This window comes from Lewinella cohaerens DSM 23179, from assembly GCF_000379805.1.
Taxonomy (GTDB): domain Bacteria; phylum Bacteroidota; class Bacteroidia; order Chitinophagales; family Saprospiraceae; genus Lewinella; species Lewinella cohaerens.
This window is the reverse complement of sequence record NZ_KB903556.1, coordinates 15,342-41,932: the sequence shown is the minus strand read 5'-3', so window position 1 is coordinate 41,932 and position 26,591 is coordinate 15,342. Positions and strand designations below refer to the sequence as shown.

Annotated in this window: 14 protein-coding genes; 8 read left to right on the top strand and 6 right to left on the bottom strand. The window is 46.3% G+C overall.

Annotated elements, in window-relative coordinates:
* Window positions 1–632 precede the first annotated feature (632 nt).
* Window positions 633–3,419: a caspase family protein gene (locus tag A3EU_RS31150; protein WP_020537917.1), complete on the top strand. Its 2,787-nt coding sequence runs from the start codon at window positions 633–635 to the stop codon at window positions 3,417–3,419.
* Window positions 3,420–3,427: 8 nt separating this feature from the next.
* Here the strand turns inward: A3EU_RS31150 and A3EU_RS0119680 are convergent, their stop codons facing one another.
* Window positions 3,428–4,051, bottom strand: coding sequence for a 2OG-Fe(II) oxygenase (locus A3EU_RS0119680; RefSeq protein WP_020537916.1), 624 nt, complete (start codon window positions 4,049–4,051; stop codon window positions 3,428–3,430).
* Window positions 4,052–4,288: 237 nt separating this feature from the next.
* On the opposite strand from A3EU_RS0119680, the gene A3EU_RS33100 reads away from it, so the two are divergent.
* Window positions 4,289–5,113 (top strand): hypothetical protein, encoded by an 825-nt coding sequence (locus A3EU_RS33100; RefSeq protein ID WP_020537915.1) that lies wholly within the window; start codon window positions 4,289–4,291, stop codon window positions 5,111–5,113.
* A 9-nt stretch (window positions 5,114–5,122) separates the two neighbouring features.
* Window positions 5,123–5,524 carry an alternative ribosome rescue aminoacyl-tRNA hydrolase ArfB gene (arfB, locus tag A3EU_RS0119670; RefSeq protein WP_020537914.1) on the top strand — a complete coding sequence of 134 codons (402 nt, stop codon included), beginning with the start codon at window positions 5,123–5,125 and terminating at the stop codon, window positions 5,522–5,524.
* Between the two features lie 441 nt (window positions 5,525–5,965).
* Here arfB and A3EU_RS0119665 read toward each other — a convergent pair whose 3' ends face one another.
* The 3 genes from A3EU_RS0119665 to A3EU_RS0119655 all read right to left on the bottom strand — a co-directional run bounded on the left by A3EU_RS0119665 (window position 5,966) and on the right by A3EU_RS0119655 (window position 8,956).
* Window positions 5,966–7,096 carry a T9SS type A sorting domain-containing protein gene (locus tag A3EU_RS0119665; RefSeq protein WP_169433378.1) on the bottom strand — a complete coding sequence of 377 codons (1,131 nt, stop codon included), beginning with the start codon at window positions 7,094–7,096 and terminating at the stop codon, window positions 5,966–5,968.
* A gap of 161 nt (window positions 7,097–7,257) precedes the next feature.
* Window positions 7,258–8,079 (bottom strand): helix-turn-helix domain-containing protein, encoded by an 822-nt coding sequence (locus tag A3EU_RS0119660; protein ID WP_020537912.1) that lies wholly within the window; start codon window positions 8,077–8,079, stop codon window positions 7,258–7,260.
* A gap of 181 nt (window positions 8,080–8,260) precedes the next feature.
* Entirely contained in the window at window positions 8,261–8,956 is a 696-nt protein-coding gene (locus A3EU_RS0119655; protein WP_020537911.1) for a DUF2490 domain-containing protein, read from the bottom strand.
* Window positions 8,957–9,104: 148 nt separating this feature from the next.
* On the opposite strand from A3EU_RS0119655, the gene A3EU_RS31140 reads away from it, so the two are divergent.
* Window positions 9,105–10,247, top strand: coding sequence for a T9SS type A sorting domain-containing protein (locus A3EU_RS31140; RefSeq protein ID WP_020537910.1), 1,143 nt, complete (start codon window positions 9,105–9,107; stop codon window positions 10,245–10,247).
* 371 nt (window positions 10,248–10,618) lie between these two features.
* Here the strand turns inward: A3EU_RS31140 and A3EU_RS0119645 are convergent, their stop codons facing one another.
* Window positions 10,619–11,602, bottom strand: coding sequence for an OmpA family protein (locus A3EU_RS0119645; RefSeq protein ID WP_020537909.1), 984 nt, complete (start codon window positions 11,600–11,602; stop codon window positions 10,619–10,621).
* 252 nt (window positions 11,603–11,854) lie between these two features.
* Window positions 11,855–13,276, bottom strand: a complete 1,422-nt coding sequence (locus tag A3EU_RS0119640) for an MBL fold metallo-hydrolase (RefSeq protein WP_020537908.1) — start codon at window positions 13,274–13,276, stop codon at window positions 11,855–11,857.
* A 1,691-nt stretch (window positions 13,277–14,967) separates the two neighbouring features.
* Between A3EU_RS0119640 and A3EU_RS0119630 the strand changes: the two genes are divergently transcribed.
* From A3EU_RS0119630 to A3EU_RS0119600, 4 genes are all read left to right on the top strand, one after another.
* Window positions 14,968–15,414, top strand: coding sequence for a hypothetical protein (locus tag A3EU_RS0119630; RefSeq protein ID WP_020537906.1), 447 nt, complete (start codon window positions 14,968–14,970; stop codon window positions 15,412–15,414).
* Between the two features lie 469 nt (window positions 15,415–15,883).
* Window positions 15,884–23,020 (top strand): T9SS type B sorting domain-containing protein, encoded by a 7,137-nt coding sequence (locus A3EU_RS0119615; RefSeq protein ID WP_211213954.1) that lies wholly within the window; start codon window positions 15,884–15,886, stop codon window positions 23,018–23,020.
* A 232-nt stretch (window positions 23,021–23,252) separates the two neighbouring features.
* Window positions 23,253–24,209: a PorP/SprF family type IX secretion system membrane protein gene (locus tag A3EU_RS0119605; protein WP_020537901.1), complete on the top strand. Its 957-nt coding sequence runs from the start codon at window positions 23,253–23,255 to the stop codon at window positions 24,207–24,209.
* Window positions 24,210–24,381: 172 nt separating this feature from the next.
* On the top strand, window positions 24,382–26,400 hold the full coding sequence (locus tag A3EU_RS0119600) for an OmpA family protein (protein WP_020537900.1): 2,019 nt from the start codon (window positions 24,382–24,384) through the stop codon (window positions 26,398–26,400).
* Window positions 26,401–26,591 lie beyond the last annotated feature (191 nt).

Below are 26,591 nucleotides of genomic sequence, written 5' to 3'. Positions count from 1 at the left end.
TGTAGAACTAGGAGTAATACTTATTGCCTCATAATTCACAGGTTTAGTCTACTGATTTCTTGGCTCTTGACTATTCTTCGTTAAAAAAAACAGACAGTAAGGATATCTTACCAGCTTGCGCGGGAGTTGAGCCCCCTTCTAATCAGTGACTACATCCCAAAAAACGAACAAAGCTGTTGATTTACTTTGCGGAAAAGATGCTAGGGGCGAACGGCTTCGCAAGCGATCAGGAATCACTGTCTGTTTTTAGAAGAATCGTCATAAGCCTTGACTTTTTGATCCTTTTTTGTCAAGCAAAAAGGATATACCTCACCGTTGCTCGTTATCGAAAACTACACTTGAATGAATACATTCCGCGAGATAGCACGCCCTCCTGGTTACACAAAACTATCTGTACGCAAAGATATGCGGAGCTCCAAGGCATACCTCCCGCAAAGCCCAGCCTACTTGACCTTTGATACGTTTGCCCTATTTATCAATAACACACCTCTCGTATTCAGATTTAATTTTTATTTTCACCATCAGTCCCCGTATATCGAGCTTTAGCTCAATAATTTATGTCTGCTTGTACGAAAGATCAGGCTACACCGCGACGCTTACAATCAAAAACATTACCCACCCAAAAAAACACCATGGAAAAAGCCTTTCTCACCCTGAATACAGAGATGCATACGGCAAAGATTCATCGGATAGCGACGGATGCCCAGGGTAAATACGTACTGACCGCCAGTAATGATAAAACAGCCAAGCTGTGGGACAGTGCCAGCGGGCGCTTGTTGCAAACGTATCGTCCCCCCATCGGCGAAGGGAATGAAGGGATGTTGTACGCTTGTGCCCTATCGCCCGATGGGCAAGAGGTTGCGTGTGGTGGTTGGACCAGCAAAGATGGATTAAAGAACAGCATCTATATTTTCAATGCCTCTACGGGTATTTTAGAGCAGCAAATTTTAGGCTTCCCAAGTTTGATCCAGTCTTTGGCTTTCTCCCCCAACGGGCGTTATTTAGCGGTCTCTTTAGGACGCGGAAATGGGGTGCGTGTTTTTCGGCGAGGTACCTACCGCGAAATTTTCAGGGACTCTGATTATAGTGATAGGAGTAATAATCTCTCTTTCTCTGCCTCCGGCCAATTGGCCAGTGTTGCTTTGGACGGATACCTTCGTTTGTACGATAGTGATTTAACCCTACTCAAAAAAACAAAAACGACCGGTGGTTCCCAACCTTTTTCGATTGCCTTTTCTCCAGATGGAACTTTGATTGCGATCGGTTATGATGACAGCCCTAAAGTACAAGTGCTTGATAGTAAGACCTTAGAGCTAGCCTACGAACCCGACATCACTGACGCTGATGAAGTAATTAATAGGCTTCTTTGTGTTGCTTTCTCTCAAGATGGAAAAAAGCTGATTGCTGGTGGAGTGTTATCAAAATACAATGATGGTAAATGGTGGTATCAACTACGCTATTGGAAAGAGGCCGGACAAGGAGGGTGTCAAGATTTTGCTGCAGCTGGCAGTACCATATTGGATGTCAAGCCATTGCCTAGTGGCAATGTTTTGTACGGAGGTGGTGCTCCAGACTGGGGAATTATCACGCCCCAGACTGGAGAAAAAGACATTTATAAACCGGCAGAATTGTTTAATTATAGAAGTGTAGACAAATCTCATTTCAAAGTCAGTAGGGCTGGTTTTGAAATAGGATTTAAGCCTGTCAACTATCCAACGTTCACTTTTGATGTGGGAACACGTACTTTGGGGCAAGCGAGTTCCAATATGCCTACTTTTCAAGTAAGCCGGGGGACGATTGAAATTACGAAATGGCAAAACTCCTATCAACCCCGACTTAATAATAAGCCTTTGTCTTTCCTGAAACAATACGAAAGCTGTCGAGCTGCCGATATTGCCAATGATGAACAAAGCATCATATTTGGTGCAGATTTTGGCCTTTATAAACTAGACAACCAAGGTAATAAAATTTGGAATACCCGCACCCAGGCCATGGCCTGTGCCGTAAAAATAACCGGTAATAACGAGCTGGTCGCTGCCGCCTTAAGCAACGGTCGCGTCTGCTGGTACCGGATGAGTGACGGGGCGCTTCTCCTATCCCTCTACCTCCACCCCGATCAAGAACGCTGGGTACTTTGGACCCCCTCCGGTTACTACGATGCGTCAGCGGGCGCAGAAGAACTTATCGGTTGGCACGTCAACCAGGGGGCTGACAAAGAGGGGCTTTTTTATCCGATCTCCCGTTTCCGTAGCCAGTTTTATCGGCCGGATGTGATTGATATTATCTTGGAGGAACTGGATGAGAAAAAAGCACTAGAGCGCGCCAATACCGAAGGGAAACGTAAGGCAAATACCCGCTCCGTTTTGCAAGAGCTGCCCCCCAAGGTGAGAATTCTCTCTCCCGGCAAGGGTGAGACCGTCGACAGTACCAGCATCAAACTCAAATACAGCATGGAATCGCCCGATGGCACTCCCATCCAGGCCGTGAAAATATTGGTAGATGGCCGACCGGTAGGAAATACCACCCGGGCCGGACGCCCCAGCGGCACCACCGAAGAAATAACGGTTGATATCCCCTCCAAGGATTGTACCGTGGCAGTAATTGCCGAAAACGAGCACGGTAGCAGCGAGGCTACCAGTACCTACCTCACCTGGCGCGGTAAAACGCCCGTGTATGTGGCCAAGCCCAAGCTTTACTTGCTGGCGGTAGGCGTCAGTACTTACCAGCATCTTCCTCCATTGCAATATGCGGCGAAGGATGCCCAGGATTTTGCAGCAGCATTTGCCCAACAGAAAGGGATGATGTACAGCGAGGTGGTCACTAAAATCCTCACCAATGACGAGGCCACCAAAGATGATATCCTTGATGGCCTCGACTGGATCGTACACGAAACGACGAGTAAGGACCTCGCGGTACTCTTCTTTTCAGGGCACGGCCTCGATAACAATGCAGGTACTTTCTTTTTTATGCCCCAAGCTGCGAGGACGGAATCCCTCCGCCGCACGGGTGTCATGAAAGAGGCTATCAAAGAGGCGATTGCGACCATACCCGGCAAAGTGATCACCTTTATGGATGCTTGTCACGCGGGTGGTCTCATGAAAGAGACTCGCCGAGGCGGCAGCCCGGATATCAGTCGTATCCTCAACGAATTTGCCTCGGCAGAGAATGGATCGATCACTTACTCCTCCTCTACAGGCCGGCAGTATTCTTTGGAAAATACGGAATGGCAAAATGGTGCCTTTACCAAAGCGCTGGTGGAGGGCCTCGAAGGCAAAGCCAAAGCCTCTGACGGGCGTGTCACCTGCAAATCACTAGACGGCTACGTCACCGAACGAGTGAAAGCCCTCACCAAGGGCAAGCAGTCTCCCGTGACTAATTTTCCGCCAGACACGCCGGATTTCACCATTGCGGTATTTTAAGGCTGTACTTATGACCGCTTCAACCACCCCGCAATACTGATCCTTGGCCGATTAGGCGCAGCGTGTACTTCGTGCTCCGTTTCGTCACTTTTGAAGAAAACGAGGCGACCGCCCATGGGGTAAACACTCAGGGTGTCGTCACCGATGTAGAGGCTCAATGAGCCACCGTCTTCCTGCTGCCAGTTTTCGTTGAGGTAAAGCACCATCGAGTAACGGCGGCCTCGATTGGATTTAAATTGGTCAAGGTGGCGTTTGTAAAAGCTGTTTTGCTCGTAGTAGGCGTAGTGGAATTCAAAGTCGTTGATCCCGGTGTAGCAGGTGGCATTGAGGTAGGCAATGAAACGTTCTATCTTGGCAATGAATAACGCTTCCAGTGTATTTTTGGAGCTTTCGTTGATCCAGTAAATGACGTCGCCCCGGATTTCTGCGTTTTTTTGATAGTCGAAATTTCTTCCAACACCAGCAGGGTACATGAGTCCACCTTGGTGATAGGCCTGAAGGTTCTCCCGCAAGCCATTGATTTCCTCCGGTGTGAAAAAGTTGTCACACACGCCATATTCGTTGTTGACAAGTGCATCAATCAATAATTCAAATTGCTGTTCTTCAGCTACTAAAAGCGTCTCGTTGACCATGTTTTTTGTTTTAAGCACAAAAAAAAGCCACCAGCCCTGACGGGTTGATAACTCACGCAATTAATCGGAGATGGACGCCCCTATTTGTAGGGCATACGTCGCTCAAAATATGGGGCAAAGATACGCGCTTTTGAAATGCGATGCTGAGGAATTTTTACAAAATTAGTATCTTCTGGTGTTGTCGGAACTTTTCTTTCCCTTGAAGTATTCTTCAAAGTGCTAATACCACAAAAATCTATGTCTACGACCATACCTCCACGTCTGTGGATCGTCCACCGTCCGGAAACACACCACGCGCTGATTATCCGGCGCGGGCCAGGAAAAGTTACGGGCTTCTTCGGCTGGAATCGGCGTACCAATGAGGTGACGGTAGGGCAATGGATGAAAGGTAAAGTGTATCCTTTTAGGAGTGATATTTCCCCGAAAGGGAACTACGTGATCTATTTTTCGCTGAATGGTTACTGGAACTCCGAAACGAAAGGTTCTTACACGGCGGTGTCTCGTTATCCCTACCTAAAGGCACTGGATTTATGGCCCAAAGGCGATGCCTGGCATGGAGGTGGATTGTTTACGAACGAAAAGGAATATTTCCTAAATGGTATGTATGGTGATAAGCCATTGCATCAATCTGGGAAATTTAAGGTTAAAACAGGGGTACTGTCATCTCCGGTTCGTAGTGGAGAAGATCCGGGGATTTATTTCCCGAAATTGCTGCGTGATGATTGGGAGTACACCGGCGTTTCGGAAGAAGGTAAGGACAGGATTCATCATTTTACGAAAGCTGCAAATCGGCAGTTAACCTTGGAGAAGTCGTTCCATGTATCACTGAACTCGCCAGTAGGAAAAGGGGGTTATTATGAGAGCCACAAGATCAAAGGGCTTAAAGATGATACCTTTGAGCATCTTGATTTTGAAAACCTGGATGTTTATCGTAGTCAGTTGTTCTGGACGAATGCCGGACAATTATTTACTGCCCGCTTCAAGCATGGTCAGGTTTCAGCACCAGTAATGGTACACGATTTTAATAATTATGAATTTGAGGCCTTACGAGCGCCGTATTAACCAAATAGCATGAATACCCAACTCCTCCTTCATGAAGTCACCTACAAGGCCACCCGCAGCAGTGGCCCGGGCGGGCAGCACGTCAATAAGACGAGCACCCGGGTGGAACTGTATTGGAACCTGGAGGAGTCGCAAGCTGTAAATGAAACCGAAAAGGCCCTGTTGCGCACTGCGCTTGAGAGCAGAATAAACAGGGAAGGGCAGATTGTACTCAGCGCCAGCCGCACCCGTAGCCAGCTGAAAAACAAGCGGGAGGTAACCGACAAGTTTATCAAATTATTGGAGCGAAAAGTGCAGCCTCCCAGGATACGCAAGAAAACCCGTACTCCAGCGAGCGTGAAACGGAAACGACTGAAGAATAAGCGATTCAATTCCGAGAAAAAAGCAAATCGTCGGCGACCGGAGTTTTAGGAGAAGGTACTGGATATGAAGTCTCGTTTTCTAAACCAAAAGATTGGTTAACTGGTTAAAAGGTTGAACAGCGTGCGAGGTCGCATTATTCCGGTAAATATTGTTCTACTAATTCTATGGCCTCTGCTGAGGTCAATATTAAACACATGGATATACCCTAACCTTAGATTCCCCCTTTGTGTGGGCGTATCGAACTCTTCGGTCATTCCGCGAACCGAACAGGTGAGCGCGGTAAGCGGAGCGCGCAGGGACTAAGGATGGGAGGACTGCAAGGACGGACAGCCTGACGCCACCGCAGGCAGGCGGAGGCCCATAAAGACATTGGAAGTCGGAAACGTTGATTAAGACTATTTCGATGGGATGAATTTCCCGAAAATGAACACGCGCATTACTTTACAGGCGTGATGCGCGTGCCTGCTCCGGTATAGGGATGTCAAAAACTTATTGCTTGACAAACTTCCTGACCAGTACGCCCTCTGGGTAGTACAACTTTATGCTATAGGTGCCAGGAGCGCAATTACCAAAATCCAATTGGGTATTACTGGTGGCTTTGGGGCTGGCTAAAATAAGGCGACCTAAAGCATCGTAAATTTCAATAGGTACAATTCCTTGTTCTGAATGCTTAATGGTAATACTGTTTTGCGTGGGGTTGGGGAAAACCTCTACTTCCTTGGAAGCTAATGGCAATTCCGTACTGACTGGCATGTTTAAAACTATTCTTCTCAGCCGCCCGATATTTTGGCCATACCCCGAATCGCAGACATATAAGGTATCCTCACTTGGTGAAAAATGTATCCCTAGTAGCGCTCTGAACCTTGCAGATGCTAATGGCCCATCCTGATAGCCCGCCAACCCACCAGTAAGGGTGCTAAATGTTCCATCTGGTGTTATTTTCAGAACCCTGGAACCTGCTGTGGCATAAACACAAGAGTCCTGTTGCCGGAGAATCATGTGACCAGTAGTAGCTCCAAGAGTTACCCATAATTGAAGGGTACTATCCGCAGGGTTTACACGGTAGAGGCGCTCGTTGGAGTGGACGATCAAGGCTCCGTCAGCTCCGATAGTCATGGCTTGTGGGCGGTAAAGCAGTGGTGAGTCGATATATAAGTTTACTTGTCCGGTTGGCGATATTTTATGAATCTGATGCCCGGCGTAGGCCGGAGCGTTGCCCCAACTGGCCACATAGATATTCTCGTCTGCATCAATTGCAATGCCTGAGGGGCCGTCTAAACCAGTAGCAATGATACTGTTTTGCCCAGTATTCAGGTTGTGTGCAGCTACGGTGTTGTTATCGTAGTTGGTAACAATCAGTAGACTGTCACGGTATTGATCTACATCTACTGGCCCGAAAAAACCTGTTGCGAAATTGGGGTTGTAGGTTTCCTGCTGAATATCATAACGGCCTACTTCAAAGCCAGCAAACCCTCCGGAGGCAATGTAAATGTTGCCGGCTGGATCAACGTGTAAACCGTCTCTGAGTTCCGAATTAGAAATGATGGTTTCTACGTATTGTGCTTCTGCACAGGGGGTGAATATTAAGAAGAAGGTAAGAAGGAGAAGAGCAGTGATCATTTTGATTGGTTTAGTGGGTGAAACAGCAGCTGTCAAGTAGATACAAGGTGCTGTGCTTTGAGCAATATTAGCTCTTGCAAAGGTATTCTGCCCACTAGGCCAGCGATTGTAGAAATGTAAGATTCCTTGATGAAGCGTTCGGAAAACTTCACAGTAAAGACTCATAAATCCCAATAAATAAATTGTTTCTGTTTAAAGAAAGTAGAGGGCGGTTGGTGTAGAATAGATTTGAAGTCATGTATGAAATGTGCTTGATCAAAATAGCCTCCCCCCAGCGCTATTTGTGTCAGAGATAAGTCGTTGTTTTTGTAGATATTATCTACCGTCTTTCGGAGGCGTATGATCCTGGCATAGGACTTGGGAGATAGGCCTATCTTATCTTTGAAATACTGATGGAAGTATTGTCGACTGACATTCATTTTGTTGCAAAGTGCGGAAATCTGCACTTGCCCATGGCTATTTACTATGGAATCAAAAGCATGAACCAAAAATGGCTTTACAGTTCTGCTTTTATGTAGTTGTTGGATGGCAAACTGTTCAAATAAATGAATAAACTGAGCTGCATTTTGCACGGTATTGATTTGCTCGGAAATAGGGGATAGAGCTTTAGTGATATCCGTAATTGTGGTTGCACAAGAAGATAGACTGTTAGCCGAATGCCCAAAGAGCAACTCAAAGGCCCAAGGGTAGATTTTGATTTCGATCCAAGCGCCCTTGCCGGTCACTGCTACTTGATTACTTTGTTTGGTTTGCCCCCAAACGAATGATTGAGAAAGTTTCTGTAGGGGCTGGTTAATTGCTGCCTCGTAGACTTGTAAATCTTTTAGGAAAATTAACTCTATGAAGCCATTAGGTACAAAGGAAGGGGCATTAGCAAAACTTGGGCCTAATGGGAAATCCATGTCAAAGTAGTCCCAGGAATGGATCATCGTTTTGAGGATGTCATTTTGTATTTCGCCCTTTGATTGGGTAATCAGCTTCATCGGTCATCAATAAATAAAGAGGTAGCCCCTATTGAAGTAGTGGTCTTCGTTCAAAGCAAATAAACGAATAGGAAACCTCCTGTGCTCCTTGTTACCTCGCCTCATTGTGTGGAGTGCCGCTATGACCTTGTAAACGGACCTTTATCCTCCGTAGGCGATCAGCGAAGCTGCTGAATGAGCGTTAAAAACTGTGGTGCAAACTAAGCTGGGTTTGGCCTTTACTCCAGTTGACGGTCGTTTGTTTCATCCAACCTGCTTGTAGTCTCAGGTTGTTGCGCAACCCCAGACCGAGGCCCAGATAAGTACGGTTGCGGTCAAAAAACTGTACCTGCTGGCCATTGCCTATACTGCGTTGGCCGTTGATGAAAATTTCGTTGTAAAGGGCGAGGTAGACCGTGTTTTTCTCTAGACGAGTTTTGTTTAGGAGGATGTTAACGAAGATGTTATAACGATACCTCGTTCGGAAGTCTTGGCCTTCCACCCAGCGTTGTTCGTAGCGAAAGCGGTGAGTGAGCAAAAACCTGCTGCCAATTTTTTGGGGAAGAAGCGCCTCTTGGTAGATACGGCTTTCGGAAGTCGTGGCGGTACTCTCTCCAAAAACGCCAGTGGTAATGTTGCCATAACCGAGGGTGAATAATACATTAGCATTTTTGGGCCGGAAGGTAAGGCCGGTACGAAGTAGTATTTGCTCTAAGTCATTTCCAATATTCCAAAAACGAAATTGATAATCACCCTGTATCCCAAATTGGCTTTCTCCCAAAGACGCATTGAAAAAGTACATGTACCAAGCGCCAAGCTGATCTTCGTTAGGGGTGTTTTGGGCACTAACGGAAAAACTGAAGGAAAGGATGGCTACTGCCACAATTATCGTTCTCATGAAAGGATAGTTTCTAGTGTTAGGGAAATATACTAAATAAGGGATGAGGAAATAAATAATCTACGCCTTTTGCACGGTATGAGCACGATTCAGTATAGAGGTTGACTCGGAAACTGTAAATTTGCTGTGCATGACCAAAACGAATATTATGAAAGCATTGTTTACGACCACCTTTTTTCTCTTTATCACGCTCTTCCTTTCTGCTCAGCAGACGATCACCGCCACCATCCAATATGATGGACTAGAGCGATCTTATATCCTCTATGTACCTGCTATTTATGAGGCGGTAGGCCCCGAAGTACCGTTGATTCTCAATTTTCATGGCTACACTTCCACGGCCAACGAACAGATGTTCTATGGTGACTTTAGAGGCATTGCCGATACGGCCAACTTCCTGGTAGTACACCCCATGGGCACCGAAGACAATACGGGTACCACCCACTGGAACGTCGGTTGGGGCGCAAGCACCGTAGATGATGTTGGCTTTACCAATGCTTTGCTGGATACGCTTTTGGCAAACTATCACATTAATGCGGATCGGATCTACAGCACAGGCATGTCCAATGGAGGGTTTATGAGCTATGAATTAGCCTGTGAACTCAGCGAGCGGATTGCGGCCATCGCCTCTGTGACGGGCACGATGAACGCCGGCCGGTTTGGTAGCTGCAACCCTGGTCACCCGATGCCGGTCATGGAGATTCACGGTACCTCCGATGGTACCGTACCTTATAATGGTGCCAACTGGATTGAAGGCACAGAGGAGGTTGTTGCCTTTTGGGCCAACTTCAATAATTTAAGCCCTGATCCCACTATTACCGATGTGCCTAATACAAATACCAATGATGGCTCAACCGTTGAGCGTTGGGTTTACTCGGAGGAAAACGCAACAGGTATAGAGGTAGAACTTTTTAAAATTTTCGATGGTGGCCATACTTGGCCGGGCACCATTTTTGGCTTTCCGGGCACCAATTATGACATCAACGCTTCGCAAGAAATTTGGCGCTTTTTTTCGCAGTATGATATCAATGGCCTAATACCAATGACTACCAGTACGGAAGTGGTTTTGAAGGAGAATACGGTGCGTGTTTTTCCCAACCCGGCGACAGATGTTATTAACCTTATCGGAAAAACGGTTCCCGGTAGTTTTTACCAACTTTCTACCCTCACGGGGCAAGTACTAAAGTCAGGTGTCCTGGCCGCTAATCACCCACAAATAGAGGTGGCCAGCTTACCCAAAGGGGTGTATCTGCTCCAGCTAGAGGGGCAATTGCTGAGGGTGATCAAGCAGTAGCCAGTAGGTACTTACCTCCTGATTCATCTGGGGCCATGCCATGTCCCGTCCCGACTAGAAAAGTCGGGACGGGATCGGCACCGGGCTATTGGTCGCTGTCGCTCCACGCTATCCCTCGTCCTTGCGCCCTCCGGGCCCCGAGCTCCGGCCTGTTGGCCTGCGCACTTTTTCTCTTCATTTGTTTACAGCCTTTCTTCCCGAAGTTGTGAGTTAGCCTTTGATATTTAGCTATCCTCATGTCCTTTACCTCCAGGGCGCGAAGCAGCCTGAACGCTGAGAACCGAAGGGGCGATCACCGAAGGTCATCATCGCAGATTATCTCTCTACATACTTTCGCCGAAAGGTCTAGTTGCCCGATTCAACGGAAGTAATCAATTGCCCAACACCAGCTCCACGCGCCGATTCTTTTCGCGGCCAATGTCTGATTCATTGGTAGTACGCGGTGCCAAGGGGCCTACACCCTGTGCTTCCAGTTGTTCTTTGGCAATGCCATAATCACTGACCAACTTGTTGACGACCGCTGCCGCACGCTCTTTTGATAAATTGAGGTTGTAGGCTAAATTCCCTTTATAGTCGGTATGGCCAACGACAAAGAAATGGGCATCGGCGTTTTGCTTGAGGTAGGTGGCGATGACGGCTAATGCATCCGCAGATTCCGGCTTGACGATGGCGAGATCAAAATCGAAGAAGATGCCGGAAAGGGTAACGGTGCCTTTGGTAGCAATTTCCCGCGCGAGGTAGTCAGGGTCAATGGTGATTTTACCATCGTCCAACGGTTTTTCTTCAATCACATCCACTTGTATGACTACAATATCAGAACGGTACTGGTAAGCAGAGACGGTAACAAAGACGTTGCCCTCCGGTTTTTCTAACTTCCCTGCTGCGAAACCGTACCCACCAGAAGAGGAGGAGCCGGTGTTCAGCCTACTCATACTTGTGGTTGGTAAAGGGTTTCTGCGGCTGGCAACCGGCATCCAACTCTTGCCGCCCACTTCATTGGCCTTCATGCGATCGCGATTAGGGTCGTTGCCTTCAGCCAGTATTTCAAAACCTGCTTTCTGTAATGCGTTACGGTAGTTTTGGTAGACCTCGTTCATCGTGTTGGTCGTATTCCGTAACTCATAATTATAACGGTATACTTTTCCTTCCAGGTCAATCCATTCGTCAATGTGTTGGTAGCCTGTCACTGGCCCGGTGGCAATGTGGTATTCTGCAAAGTCTTCCGCACTACACCAGATAATTTGGGCGTCCGGATAGCGGGAAATAAGCGGATGATCGGTGCATCCGTCTGCATCTTGGGCTGTCATCAGGTAAGGCAACAGCAATAGCAGCATCGTTAAATAGGAGTTTTTCATGATAGGTGGTTGTTTAAATAAAAAAGTTGACAACTAAGATAATAACATTGTAGCTATTAAATTCGTGTAAACCTGTTTGATCTATGGCCGACCCCTCTCTAAGGAACAGCACGAAAATAAATAGCGATTTTGTTTTTCATAATAGTTGAATAAACGGTTCATTTTAAGTGTTTTAACTATTTGGAAAACTTGAAGAAAATCGCGTTTTATTTTCTGCGCAATACTAAGTGAATTCTTTACGGTTTTATGCGTTTACCCTTTGTCCAATGTAGATGGACAGACAAAAGCCGTCAGCGGCAAATCAGCATCGCCGAAATCAGAGAAAGCTGCCTGAACATTTACCACATCCTGAAAACCACGAGCCTTCAGGATTGATGCCGCAACAGTAGAACGATAGCCGCTACGACAATGAAGGTGGTACGGCTGGTCGCGCTGGATTTCATGCATGTGCGCATTGATAAAATCGAGCGGAAAATTTTGACTGTTTTCCAAATGCTCTGCCTCCCATTCAGAAGGTTTGCGGACATCCAGAACCGCTAATTCAGGGTTGCCTTTAAATCTTTTTGCAAAAGTTTTTAATTGGATAGTATCAATGGTGTCTACCTCTTGCCCGGCGGCTGTCCAGGCAGGAATACCACCCCGGAGATAGCCCAAGGCATTGTCATAGCCTACACGCGCCAAGCGGGTTACTGTTTCTTCTTCGCGCCCTTCAGGGGCTACAATAAGAATGGGTTGCTGGAGGTCGGTAATCAGAGCGCCCACCCAAGGGGCAAAGCTGCCGTCGAGGCCAATGAAAACAGAATTTGGAACAAATCCTTTTACAAACTTCTCCTTGCTGCGAACGTCAAGAATGAGTGCGCCGTGTTCGTTAGCGACGGTTTCAAAAGCTGCTGGCGGTAGGGCTTGAGCACCGCGCTCCATTACTTCGTCTATGTCGGCATAGCCTGTTTTGTTGAGCTGTGCGTTCTTCGCAAAGTATTGTGGAGGAGGTAATAGCCCGTCGGTTACTTCACGGATGAATTCCTCTCTGCTCATGTCTGCCCGTAAGGCATAGTTGCTCTGCTTCTGCTCGCCCAGTGTACTCCAGGTTTCTGAACTCATGTTTTTGCCACAAGCCGAGCCAGCACCATGAGCAGGGTAAACAATGACATCGTCTGGAAGTGGCATGATTTTGTTGCGCAGGCTATCAAATAGCCAGCCAGCAAGGTCTTCTTTCGTAAGGCTCCCTTTTTTCTGCGCTAGGTCTGGGCGGCCAACATCACCAATAAAAAGAGTGTCGCCAGTGAAAATAGCGTGTTCTTTACCGTTTTCGTCAAGGAGTAGGTAGGTCGTACTTTCTGGTGTATGGCCTGGTGTATGTAATACGCGAATGGTGAGCTTGCCTACCTGGAACGTCTCTCCGTCTTTGGCCAGGTGCTTTTCGTACGATGTCTGGGCTTCTGGACCATAGATAATAGTAGCTCCTGTTTTCTGAGCCAAATCAAGGTGGCCGGAAACAAAGTCAGCGTGGAAGTGTGTTTCCAAAATATACTTAATGTTAGCACCTCGCTCCTGGGCCCTTTGTAAGTAAGGTTTTGTTTCCCGTAAAGGGTCGATAACGACAGCTTCGCCTTCGCTTTCAATATAGTAAGCACCTTGTGCCAAACAGCCGGTATAGATTTGTTCGATGTACATTGACTTGGTATTTTTTGTGCTGTCTTTATTTTCTTCTGTTGACAAAAACACAGTATCTCCGAAGAAGGTTGGCATTAGTGGTCGGGCGGTGCTTAATCCAGCTCTATTTCCCGATAAGGTACCTTCCGGAATTGAAAGTATTGTGAAGGTAAATCATCGTTCTTGATGAAATCTGGTGCGAAGGGAACATTCAAATAAAGACTGGGCTCATCAAAACGCCCATCTAGGTCACCACGCTTGTCGGCCAGATAAATACTGCGGCTAAAAGTGGGGCCTTCCAACGAAGAAAGCATAGTCGTTTCACAACTCATTGCCCAGCCAATCCATAACTTCTCGTAGTTGAAGTCTTCGAGATAAGCAACGGCTTTGGGGTGTTCCGGGCTGGTATGTTGCGCCAGGGCATTTTCGAGATAAGCTAACCTTTTCTGAAAGAATACTTTACTGTCGTTGATTCTGGCCAAGCTGAAAATCAATAAAAGTGCCATTGCCGGAATCATCCATCGTTGTCGTTCCCTACCCCAATGAAAGGCTAATGGAAGCGCCCAGATGACACCTAAATGCACCATGTAACCATCAAGCATAATGAGGATTTTAGAACTCAAGTAGGCATGCATAACGATAATGATACCAAGCAGTATCAAGAAACTTAAGCTGAGATAGAGTGCCGAGAAAAAGCGCTTGCGGAAGAAGAGAAACGCAAGGCTGACCAGAAAAACAACAAAAGGAAGTACATACTGAGCATCAAAATACGAATAGATAACCTCTGAGANGTAATAGTCATTGTAGTTTTCCAGGACTTCCCATGCTTCACTCAAGCGATCGGCACGGTTTGCCTCGTAGGCATTTCGTTCCACGAAAACAAAAGAGAAAAGCAAAAGTGCCCCCGTGTAAATACTGGTGGCCCAAAAGCGCAGGTTTTTCCACTCCTTTTGAAAAATCAAAACAAAGCCTAAGCTTATCGTTGTTGTGATGGTAATGAAAGGGTGGGCGGTATGAAGTAAGCTGGCAATCGCTATGCCTATGAGCACATCCAGCCATGCATTTAGGCGGGTAAATTTATCCTTGGGCTTGGTCAACCAACCAAGTAATAAAGCCATATAGACGATAGAAAGAACAACTTCACCTACCGGGCCATAAAATTTATAACGCATGCTTAATCCCAAAGAAAGCGCGAGAAACAGCCCTGCTTGCGGATTTTTAAACAGGTATACAATGATGTTGTAAGCAGCATAATAAAACAAGATAAAGCCAGCAGAATAGGCCATCAAGACCGCCTTCAGTGACCACCCGAGCTTGATCCCCAGCAGAGGGAATAATTGTGGGAGATAACTGATTGAACGATGATGCCCCGTAAAAAAATCCTCATGAACGATAACCTTAAACGCATAATAGGCACTATCCATGGCCAGCATTCGCTCTTTGTAAAGCACAAGGCTCATGATGAACATTATCCCGAAGAACAGATGCCCCATCAAATGCCAGGGCCAGTCGGTCGAAGTTTTTTGCAACAGTGGGCGAAAAAAAGATAGTTTGCGCATTGAATTTAAGTCGTGAATAGGGACGCAAAGTTAGTTTTTCTTAACTTTTTTATCGCCCCCTTTAACGATACTGTAAAGAAAAGGGAGCCTGTGTAGGCTTATCTTTGCCCAGATTTATTTAAATAACTTCAGTACTTAAAACCAAAACTAATCATGAAGAAACTATTTATTTTACTTGCTATCGCCAGCTTGTTTACGATTGACCTTAGTGCTCAAACCCAGTATAAAATTGTTACAGTCGTTGAATCTATTGTACCTGCTGGGCTTGGCCGTTCAAGAATAATTGAAGAGAAAGATGAGGNAAATTCCGATGCTGCAACCACTAGTCGTACTGATGGCAAGAATAGCAATATGGACGATGTGCGCCGACGTGATTTGAAAATCGACAATTTTGAAGAAACAAAACTTCTAAACTTCTTCAGTTTGGGTGGGATCAATTTTCAGAATGTAGCGTCCAATGATGCCATGATTACCGATAAGCTTAACAATCTCACCGCCGAGGGCTGGGAACTGGCTTTTGTCACCAGCGGCGTGGAAAGCTCAGCGGGTGGAGATGATGGTGAAGGCATTTTTATCACCCGTTTTGTGTTCAAGAAATAGAACGCTTCATTGCGGAAATTAAAAGAGGGGAATCGAAGATCATTCGATTCCCCTCTTTTAATTTATTCTTGGATGATTTTTGTCATTTCTGCCGTTCCTTTTTATTTTTCTGGCATTTCCTTCCTGATTTTCACTATTTTAACCGAAATTTGTTACCCAAAGGAAGGATTGAAAAGTATATTTTTTACTTTTTGATCTATACTGAATCGTCTAAGCCTAGCTTAGATAATCCATTTGCCAAACCGATTTGATCCCATGAACTACACGCAAAACGTCCATCCCGATGGTGCCCTTCTTAGTGGTGCCCGTCATTTTCAGGTACGTGTTTTCCATCTGATTTCGATCAACACAAATATTACCAATGTTGCTTAACCCTGGCCCCGATGGTGCTCACGGTGGGCCTCCTATTGGGAAGGAACCTATTCCCTTTCCTGTTGTAAACCCGAAAATTGACCCAAAAAGCTGCTCTATGGCGCTACGATATACCACGATCGTTTTTTCTGCTGTACTTAGTTTGTTGCTGTTCTCAGCATTTACTAACCCTACTCCTCCCGCACGTGCGGTTGATGTAATGGCACCAGTGTTTGTAGATCCTACTCCCGGTGATGTTACTGTTCCTTGTATTGATGCGGTCCCTGCTCCCGTAGACTTAACGGCGAACGATGGAATGGGAGGTGCTGATTTTGAAGTCAGCCCGGTTGATACACCGGATGCTGCTTCTATTGATCCTTGTGCCGGAGGGATAATTGTCCGTTCCTGGACAGCTACCGTAGGTATGGAATCGACAACCGTTTCCCAGAATATTACAGTGTTGCCTGATGGGACTGCCCCTATGGTAGCCCTACCCGTTATCAATGATACCGTGGCCTGTGAGTTCGCCATTCCATCGGCACCCAATAACCCGGATCGCTATGATGTTTGGATCAGCTCCCTACGAGTAGCCGTCAGTACCAATGCCTCGGACAATTGTACTGGCCCTATTACGATCACTGATGATAGTAGTAATTCATTTACAGAGGCTTGTGCTACCCGAATTGTGACCTTCAGTTTGAGCGATCAATGTGGGAATGGAAGTGAATACATGGCTTCTTACACTACGATCGATACCATCGCTCCGGTATTGTCTGGAGTGCCGGGGAATCTAAACCTTAGCTGTGATGATGTGGTCCCTGACCCTCCAGTAGTAACAGTTACCGATAACTGTACACCGAATTTAGTACCAACGTACCTCCCTAGTTCTAGTCAGGTATTTGATGGCAGCTGCCAGGAATACGAATACAATATTTTAAGAACTTGGGTGGTAAGTGATTCTTGTGGAAACTCAGCCGTAGCAACGCAATTTATTCGGATAACGGATGAGGAGCCTCCTTCTTATAACGCTCCAGCAGATATTACGATTTCCTGTACGACGGACCCTCTGGACCTGACCGTAACTGGGGATGTCTCAAATGTATTTGACAACTGTTCGGCAGATGTGGATGTACAGTTTACCGATCAGTTTACTCCTGGGACTTGCGAAGACGAAGCAACGATTACTCGCCTATGGCGGGCAACGGATGTTTGTGGTAATGTTTCAGGAAAGGTGCAGGTTATCACTATTGCTGATTTGCAAAGCCCCTCCTTCAACGTACCACCAGATATTACGGTTGATTGTAGTCAGGCAGATGATATCAATCTTACGGGTACACCTACCAACGTAATGGATGATTGTGATCCTGATCCGGATGTAAACTTTACCGATGATATTTTTCCGGATACCTGCCCTAATAACTATCTGATTCGCCGTAAATGGATAGTGACAGACCGCTGTGGCCAGTTTACGGAAATTACCCAGGAAATTACCGTCGTTGATCAGCAAGCACCAGAGTTTGTGGAAGATCCGGAGGATTTTCTGATTTTCTGTGCCGTAGATACAGAAGCGGAATTGGTGTTCCATGAATGGATCATGAACAATGGTAATGGAACAGCATCCGATAATTGTACCCTGGAAGAAGATATTACCTGGGTCGCTTACAATAGTGGTACGACAGATGAGCCCAGCTTGGTCTTAGTCAATTGCCCTACTGGCCCCGATCAGATCGTTCAACGCCAGGATATCGACTTTATCATTTTTGATGAATGTGGGTTGAGTGATACCGCGACGGTTTCCTTTACGGTATTGGATCAGTTAGCGCCGATTATTAGTAATTGCCCTTCAGACTTTATCGTGGGTACCAACCCTGGTGATTGTGCAGGTGAAGCTACCTTAGTGCCACCTTTAATCACCGATGAGTGTTCCTTGGATATGGATACGATCATCTTGTCTGCCAATGCTCCTTTGACCTCACAGGCTGCCCCTGGCCAAGAAGGAGAGGTTGTAGTAGATGCAGTAGACCTGGATTTAGTGATCACCAATACGCTACCGATCAACGTGGACGGAGTAGCCGATTTGGCCATCAGTTTATTCACAGCAGATGCCGAATCTCCAGAAGAATTTTTCCGCGTGTACGGAGAAGATGGTACCCTGTTAGGGCAAACCAGTAATACTGCAACTCAATGTGGAGATGGGGTGACACTTTTTCCTTTAACAATTAGTCAGCTCAACAACTGGTCTGCTGATGGCGTCATCAATATCCGGTTAGAGCCCAATATTCCTATGGGGCAGCCGGAGCGTTTCGCAATCAACGCCAATTGCCCAGGAGGCAGTATTGTACAGGCTGACCTGAGTTTTATTATCAATGAACTAAGAGGGATAAGCTACCAGTATAGTATTGATGGTGGTAGCCGCGTGACTGTAGCACCTATTGCGCCGGTGGATGTTACGCTGGATCAGGGTGAGCACTTGATCCGCTATTTTGCAATTGATTGTGCTGGTAATATTGATTCCTGTGAATATTCTATCACTGTAGAGGATATGCAGATGCCAGAAATCAGCTGTCCAATGCCGATAACGGTAGCTGTAGACGCTGATTCTTGCCAAAAAACGCTAACGCTCCCCGTTCCTCTGGGAGCTGTCGATAACTGTGATGTATACGCCGTTTATGAACGTACCTTGCCAGCAACACAGGGGGAGGCATTCCTGCAGTTCTTCCTTGATCCTAACCTGAACGATTACCTGCCACAGGGGCAGACCCTCGCCTTTGATGATGTAGCGGCAAATGTTTTTAGCGACGTTACGCTTACGATTGATCTACAGGGCGACTTCAACTCCAATGGCGCTTTTGTGACCATTCTTGGTGATGATGGAAGTACGCTGGCTACAACGAATATTGGCATTGCCAATTGTACGACACCTGGCCAACTAAGCGTCACAATTCCTGCAGCTACTTTCAATACCTGGGCTGCGGATGGCTTGGTGAATTTGGAAATTGTACCCAATGATATTACCGTGCCTCCTGGGGTACTCGGTGATGGCATCAATCCTTGTAATCCGATGATCGTTACGATGGACGGTGACCGGGACAGTATTAGCTATATTACGGCTACCCTGCGGTACGATGAACTCCTTTCTACCTATTACGCTACAGGAGCGACACCTATGCCGCAAAGCGCTTTTCCAAGCCCTTCCGGGGAGATTACGGCCACGTTTAATGTAGGTACGACAGAAATGTTTTACCTCATTCAAGACCAGGCTGGTAATGCTGATACTTGTTCGTTTAACGTAAACGTAGAAGATGTTACGCCTCCTATGGTACTTTGTCAGCCCACCAATTTATTTATCAACCCATCGGGGCTGCAAGTCGAGGATGTGAGTGCTGTTGACGTAGATGCCGGCAGTTTTGATAACTGCGGAGTGATTGATAGCCTCTGGTTGAGTCCTAATGTTTTTGATTGCTCTCAGGTTGGGCAAGTCATCAACGTTACGTTGAGCGCACGCGACACCTCGGGAAATATTGGTACCTGCCAAACAATTGTAGGGATTGCGCCGGATGGCCCTATGCCTACAGCCAACTCTGGTCTTTGTGGTGGGGATACTTTGTTCTTGGTGGCTAATCCGCCAGCTCCCAATCCTGGTGTATATACTTATCAGTGGTTTGGACCTACAGGGATGTCACTTTCACCAGCAGGCCCGAATCCGGATCTTATGCTTACAGGCATCGATGGAAGTGATGAAGGTCCTTATCGTGTCGTAATTACGGGGCTTACTGGCTGTACCGCAGAAGGTGTAGTAAATGTAAGTATTGAAGACCTTCCGCTAACGCCACAATTGCAAATTGTCAGTAGTTTATGTAGTGACGAAGATATTTTGTTAGAGACACCTATGGTTCCGTCGGGCATGAACGTCACCTTTTATTGGTACGAAGGAATTGCCCCCAACGGAACCTTGTTAGGAACCAGTACAGAACCAATGTTTACGGTGTCAGGCCCTCATCCGCTGGGAGTCCGACGCTTCTATATGAAAGTGGAGGCCAATGGTTGTCTTTCCGCAGCTTCTGCAGGTCAGCAGTTGACCATTTTTCAGCGGCCTACGGCAGTTGTTACCTACGCCGATACCTTAGTATGTGCGCAGGAAATCATAGCGCTAGGGGTTAACCCTCAAAGCAATGCTATTTATTCCTGGTCTGGCCCTAATGGTTTTACTGCAAACGTGCAATTTCCCAATACACCAGTACTTACTGCTGGTGAAGCAGGTTATTATTTCGTTGAGGTTAACCGAGGCTTATGTGTATCGGCTCCGGATTCTACCCTGATAACGGTCAAACCACGACCTGCTCAGCCTACCATTGCCAGTAATTCGCCCGTTTGTGCTGGCGCGCCTCTGGTGTTGCAAACCAGCTTTACTGGAGCAAGTACCTATTTGTGGAGCCGAAGTGGAGGATTTTCAACAACGACGAGCACGCCTTCACTTACCATTCCGATGGCATCGGCTATGGATCAAGGAACGTGGAGCTTGGTTGTGACGCTCAATGGCTGCCCTTCCTCTGCCTCAGAAAGTATTAGTGTGGTCGTTAACCCTACCCCGGTAGCATCTGCTTCAGCTGATCCTGAGCCTGCTTGTCAAGGCGATAATGTAACCTTGAGTGGGTTCAGTACCGTCGCTGGATCATCGTATGAGTGGAGCGGCCCCAATAACTATAGCCGGAGCATCCAAAATCCGGTCATTAATAATATCACACCTTCACGAGCGGGTACCTACGAAGTTACCGTGACGAGTGGTGCCGGGTGTGTAGATAGTGCCATGGTAGAGGTCAATGTGCTGGATAATGTTAGTATTACAGGTCTCAGCGATAATGTGCCTGCCTGTGTAGATGCAGGTTTTGATATCGAAATCACAGCTGCTACCTTGCCTGCTGACGATGGTGACTTTACCTATGTCTGGCAAAAACCTGGCGATCCAATACCAGTCGAGACAACCGTACCAATGCTAAATGTCCCCAACGCTACGTCCGCTGACGATGGCGTGTATGTATTGGAAGTCTTTACTGCTGATGGCTGTTCCTCAGGAACAGAATCAATAACCGTCGACCTTAACTTTGTACCTGCTCAGCTAACCCAACCTGTTACCGTTTCAGGGGGGACAAGTTTCTGTGAAGGAGAGAGTTTTACCTTGATTACATCGGCGGTACCGGGCTCAGATGTTACCTATTTTTGGAATACTCCGTTTGGAAACAATATTCCTACAGGTAGTGAAAATATGTTAGTAGTCCCCCCCGCGAATGTCGGGGATGCAGGTAATTACCGTGTTTATGTTGTACGAGAAGGATGCGCTAGTAGCCTTTCTCCGCCACGAAATATAACGATTAACCCAATTCCTAATGTTACCCTCACGAGCAATTCGCCTGTTTGTGCGGGTGATGTGATCTCCCTACAAAGTACGTTTTACCCTAGCGGTGACTACTCTTGGAGTGGCCCTAGTTCTTTTGGTACCGGAGTAGAAGCACATAATCCGGTGATCAATAATGCTGATTCTTTGACGCATGATGGCGTATATCGTGTAGTGGTAGAAGTGGCAGGTTGTGTGTCAGATACTGTTATTACCAATGTAGTGGTGCGTAATCGACCTCAGACGCCGATTGTGTCTCACGATATTTCTATTTGTTTGGATGATCCCGACGCGGTATTAACCCTTGCTGTTGATAGTATGTCCGCAGTGTCGGGAGCTGATTACCTGTGGTATACGGGTGATGGAGGCGAAATTCAAATCGGCGGCCCTGGCCCCGATCTAGTACTGGAGGTGACAGATTTTGCCCTCTTTGCCAATGGAGGCATCTTTCCGTTCTACGCACGTTCAGAAGCGGATGGCTGTCGTTCGTCGCTGTCAAATCCTACACTAGTGCGTTTCGATACAATTCCTGTAAATACTGCTTTTGCAGGTGTTGATAGCACGGTTTGTTCTGGTCAGTTTGTCTTGCAGGGGGCTGTACCTACCGTAGGCACCGGTATGTGGAGTTTAGTGAGTCCAATGGATCCTCCTGGCTTTGTGTTGGCAAACCCTGATGCAGCCAACTCTGTTGTGAGTGGACTTACCACGGTAAGTGATCCTTACACCTTGCGCTGGACGCTTTCTAATGGTGCTTGTCGCAATTATTCTTTCGATGAAGTGACACTCAACGTTATCAATGCGGAACCAGCTAACGCAGGGCCCGATTTGCTCGTTTGTGAAGATGAAATTGTTATTCTGGAAGGCGTTCCTCCCGGCGAGGATTGCACTGGGATTTGGGTGCAAGATCCTGCGCAAATTGGTTTGGGGGTAGTGATTGTAGAGCCAACAAACCCTAATACGGAAATTATTGGTTTAGCACCAGATAACTTCTATTTCTTTGAGTGGCAGGTCGATTGTGTCTGTGGCATGAGCGTTGATGTGGTAGCTGTAAACGTGAGTGACCCGATTACCAAAGCAGGCCCAGACAGGATTGTGTGTGATGATCTCAACGAAGTTTCATTAGTAGGGGAAGAACCAACGCTGGGCAGTACCATTCGCTGGTATTCTCCCGATGGTGACCTTACCTTCTCTAATGCAACATCTGCGACACCTACAGTAGGTGGCCTAAAAGTAGGAGAGAATATATTGATAATGGAGGTTGATCAAGGCTATTGTGGGCCATCTTCTCGTGATACGGCCATTGTTTTGTACAAACTTCCGCCAGTACTTATGGACGATGATGTGAGTGTTGATTTTGGCGGCGAAGCAGATGTACTCCCATTGGGTAATGACATGGTGCCTATTGGAACAACGGTGTCTATTATAAGTGGGCCATTCAGTGGTGAAGCTAGTTTGACCAACCCTGAGCTTGTTCACTATATCGCTCCTGCTAACTTTGTAGGAACGGATGAGCTGATCTACGCCGCAGTGAGTGAGGGTTGCGAATCAACAACCGCAACAATTAATTTCATTATTGGAAATGGTGTTGCTTGTAAAGTACCTTCGATTTTCACGCCGAATGGTGATGATTACAATGATCACTTTGTGATTCCCTGCCTTTTGGATAAGGATGCTTACCCAAGGAGTCAGGTTACAATATTCAATCGCTGGGGAGATGAGGTTTACCGCTCAGGTACGCCATATGACAGCGCTTGGGATGGTACCTACTCTGGCGAAGAATTACCTGTGGACACTTATTTTTATATTGTTGACCTGGGTGATGGAAGTGAACCTACTGCAGGTTACGTGATGATACAACGATAGTTATTCCCAAAAACGCCCCTTGGGTTCGGCATCTGACCGAACCAAAGGGCCATAAAAATGATTGACAGGTATTTTAGGAACAGCACGAAAATAAATAGCGATTTTGTTTTTCATAATAGTTGAATAAACGGTTCATTTTAAGTGTTTTAACTATTTGAAAAACTTGAAGAAAATCGCGTTTTATTTTCTGCGCAATACTTAGAATACCTGCTGATTGGAAAAAATAAAAAAGATGCGCAAACTATACTTTGCCATATTCCTTTTACTGAGCAGCAGTTGTGTTTTGCTGGCTCAGCAAGACGAGCAGTTTACCCAGTTTATGTATCATAAGCTAGGGTTCAACCCTGCTTATGCTGGAATGCAGGAAACCCCTACGTTTACCGCGCTGGTGCGGCAACAATGGATCGGGCTGGAAGGTGCCCCCCAATCACAGTTGTTGACGTTTAATATGCCTTTGACAGCATCAGGGATTGGTTTAGGTGCCAATATTTCACGTCATAGTATCGGCGCAACAGAACGCCTGACGGCCGATATTTCCTACTGTTATCGCTTTAATTTGGGCAGAGGCGGCCGTATGGGTATTGGATTATCCAGCTCTGTACGAATGCTGCAAGTCAATTTTGATGAAACCGAATCTACTCAGCCTCGGGAAGGGGACCCCGCTATACCAACAGGTAAACAGAGCAAAATGCTACCTAACTTTGGTGCAGGAATCTATTACAGCAACCAAACCTTTTATGTAGGCTTTAGTGCACCCCGCTTACTGACCAATAATATCGACTTTGCGGATGAAGGGACGGTGATTTCCCGTGAGGTGCCTCATTATTATTTAATGGCCGGCGTACTGGTAAGTTTGGGAGAGAATATGCAAATGCAACCCCAGTTTCTTTTTAAATATGTAGAAGGAGCACCATTTGATGGGGATGTTAATTTAAACTTTATTTTTAGAGAAACCGTATATAGTGGCGTATCTTACCGCCTAGGTGGTTCGAGTGTCTCGGGAATTGGGGAGTCTGCTGCAATTCTGCTAGGAATGCAGTTTAGTGACCAATTTATGTTTGGTCTGTCTTATGATTACACCCTTTCCGAACTAAAGAACTACTCTAGCGGCTCAGTAGAAGCGGTCATTCGCTATGGTATTGGTGGCCGTTCTCGTAGTGGTGAAATATTGAGTCCACGATTTTTTTAAAGCATGGTAGGTATGCTTTAATCTCATGATAAGGAACAGCACAAAAATAAGTTGAGCTGTCGTTTTTCAAAAAGCTGTCAAAGCGGTTCATTCAAAGCGTGTCAGCTATTTGAAAAAACCTTAGAGACGGCTCAATTTGTTTTTTGCGCAATGCTGACGTATTTTGAACACAATGAAAAAAAGGAACCTAATAGGGCTGGTTTTATTATGGCTGACAGTCATGGTGCATGCTCAACCTGTTTCGGAGTATTCTCACACCGGGCAGGAGGTTCGTATATTTAATACCAGTCCGGTTAATTCTGAAGGGCTTGAGTTTTGCCCCGCAGTTTATGAAAATGGTCTGGTCTTTGTCTCTCGTTATAAAAATGGGCCAATAGACCCCAAAACAGGCCAAACGTTCTTTGAGCTATTTTATGCAGAACTAGACCCTAACGGGATGCCCGGTAAACCCGAGTCATTTTCTACCGAATTGAACTCTGCTTACCACGAGGGGCCTGTCTCTTTTAGTCCTTCAGGAGACCGGATCTTCTTTACCCGTACCAACTCACGTAATGGCGTTCGTCGGTCAGATGGCAGAGGGCGTTCTGTAGAAAAAATCTATGAGGCTACCCGCGGCTTATTTGATTGGGAAAACGTCAAAGAACTCCCGTTTAATAGCGATGATTATCGTAGTGTTCACCCCGCTATTTCGGCCGATGAGAAAAAACTTTTTTTCTCATCGGATCGCCCAAATGGTTACGGAGGAATGGACCTTTACGTGGTAGAATGGGACAATGGGCAATGGTCAGCACCAATCAATTTAGGCCCGGAAATAAATACCAGTGGCAATGAGGTGTTTCCTTTCTTTCATCAGAGTGGAACGCTTTTCTTCTCCTCGGACGGTCACCACGGCGCAGGGCGGAAAGACCTGGATTTATACATGATTGATATGGCTGGCCGCAAGTGGGGCCAAGTTTTCAATATGGGTAACCCCTTTAATTCGCCTGACGATGACTTGGGTTTAGTCATATTACCTGATGGCCGTAGCGGTTATTTTTCATCGGCAAGAGAAGGTGGATTTGGGCAGGATGATGTTTATATGTTCAAAGCCCCTCTGGGAATGCAGGGCATTCAGCCAACAGCCGTCTTGAGTGGTGTCGTGAGTATTACGGATAAAACAACAAGTCGTCGGATGATAGGTGCCGCAATACGACTTTTTGAATTAAATAAAGATGGCTTAATTGACGATGAAGCCGCCTATGACCTGGAGTTGGTGCCAAGTGAGGGCAAGGATGGTGAGATGATGATGAAAATGGTGAGGAAAAAGGATGATAACCTTGGGAGTCCTCTTGCTGTTACTGACCGAAACGGGGAAGCTGTTCTACAGCTACAGGCGGAGAAAGACTATCTTCTATTGGTGTCCAAGCCTGATTATTTTACTCAGGAATTACGCTTTAAAACGGATGAGCTTGGGCCTGATCAACCCTTGGATTTTCTTATGGAACCAACCAACTGTATTATGCTAACAGGGACGGTTCTTTCAGATCGCTTTCAGATTGCTATTCCCAGTGCTACGATTACATTAACGAACCTGTGTGATAACTCTGTTGCAACTTATCGTAGTAATATTGGGGGGAATTATGAGATATGCCTACCTATTGGTTGCGACTATGTGTTGGAGGGTACAAAGCCAGGTTACGAGTCAGGAGCTACACGGATAACTACCGTTCGTTTGCGGGGAAGTCGCTCTTTGAGTGCTAATTTAATGATTCACCCTACCTCCGATGCGATTTTAAGAGAGCCAATCAAAGAAGGCACAGTCATTGTCTTGGAAAATATTTATTACGATTTTAATAAATCGGCAATTCGGAAAGGAGCCGCCCAGGACTTGGAGGCCTTGTCACAATTGATGAACCTTTATCCAAGTATGCAAATTGAGTTGGGCGCTCATACTGATAGCAGGGGAACAGACGAGTACAACCTTGATCTTTCTCTGCGGAGAGCCCAGTCTGCGAAAGAGTTTCTTATTCAGCGAGGGATTACAGCTAACCGTATCCGAACAGTTGGTTATGGAGAAGCACATTTGCGAAACCATTGTGCTGATGGCGTTAATTGTAGCGATGCCGAACACGTCCTTAATCGTCGTACCGAAGTCAAGGTGCTCAACATCAATGAGCGTGTGAAGGTCTCTTACGAAGAGGACTCTAATTAAGAGCTTGTTTGGAAATTTTGCGAACTGATTTCCAACGAATTACGGTTCTGGCAAAGAAATCAAAGCCGAGCTTAGCGGGCTAAGTAAGGGTTTTATTTCGACGACAGGTTCGAAATTCCTTGGAAATAAGGAAGCATTAACTTTATTTCTTCCTTTAATTTGGAGTAATTATTTTTCACCAAATGAAATTT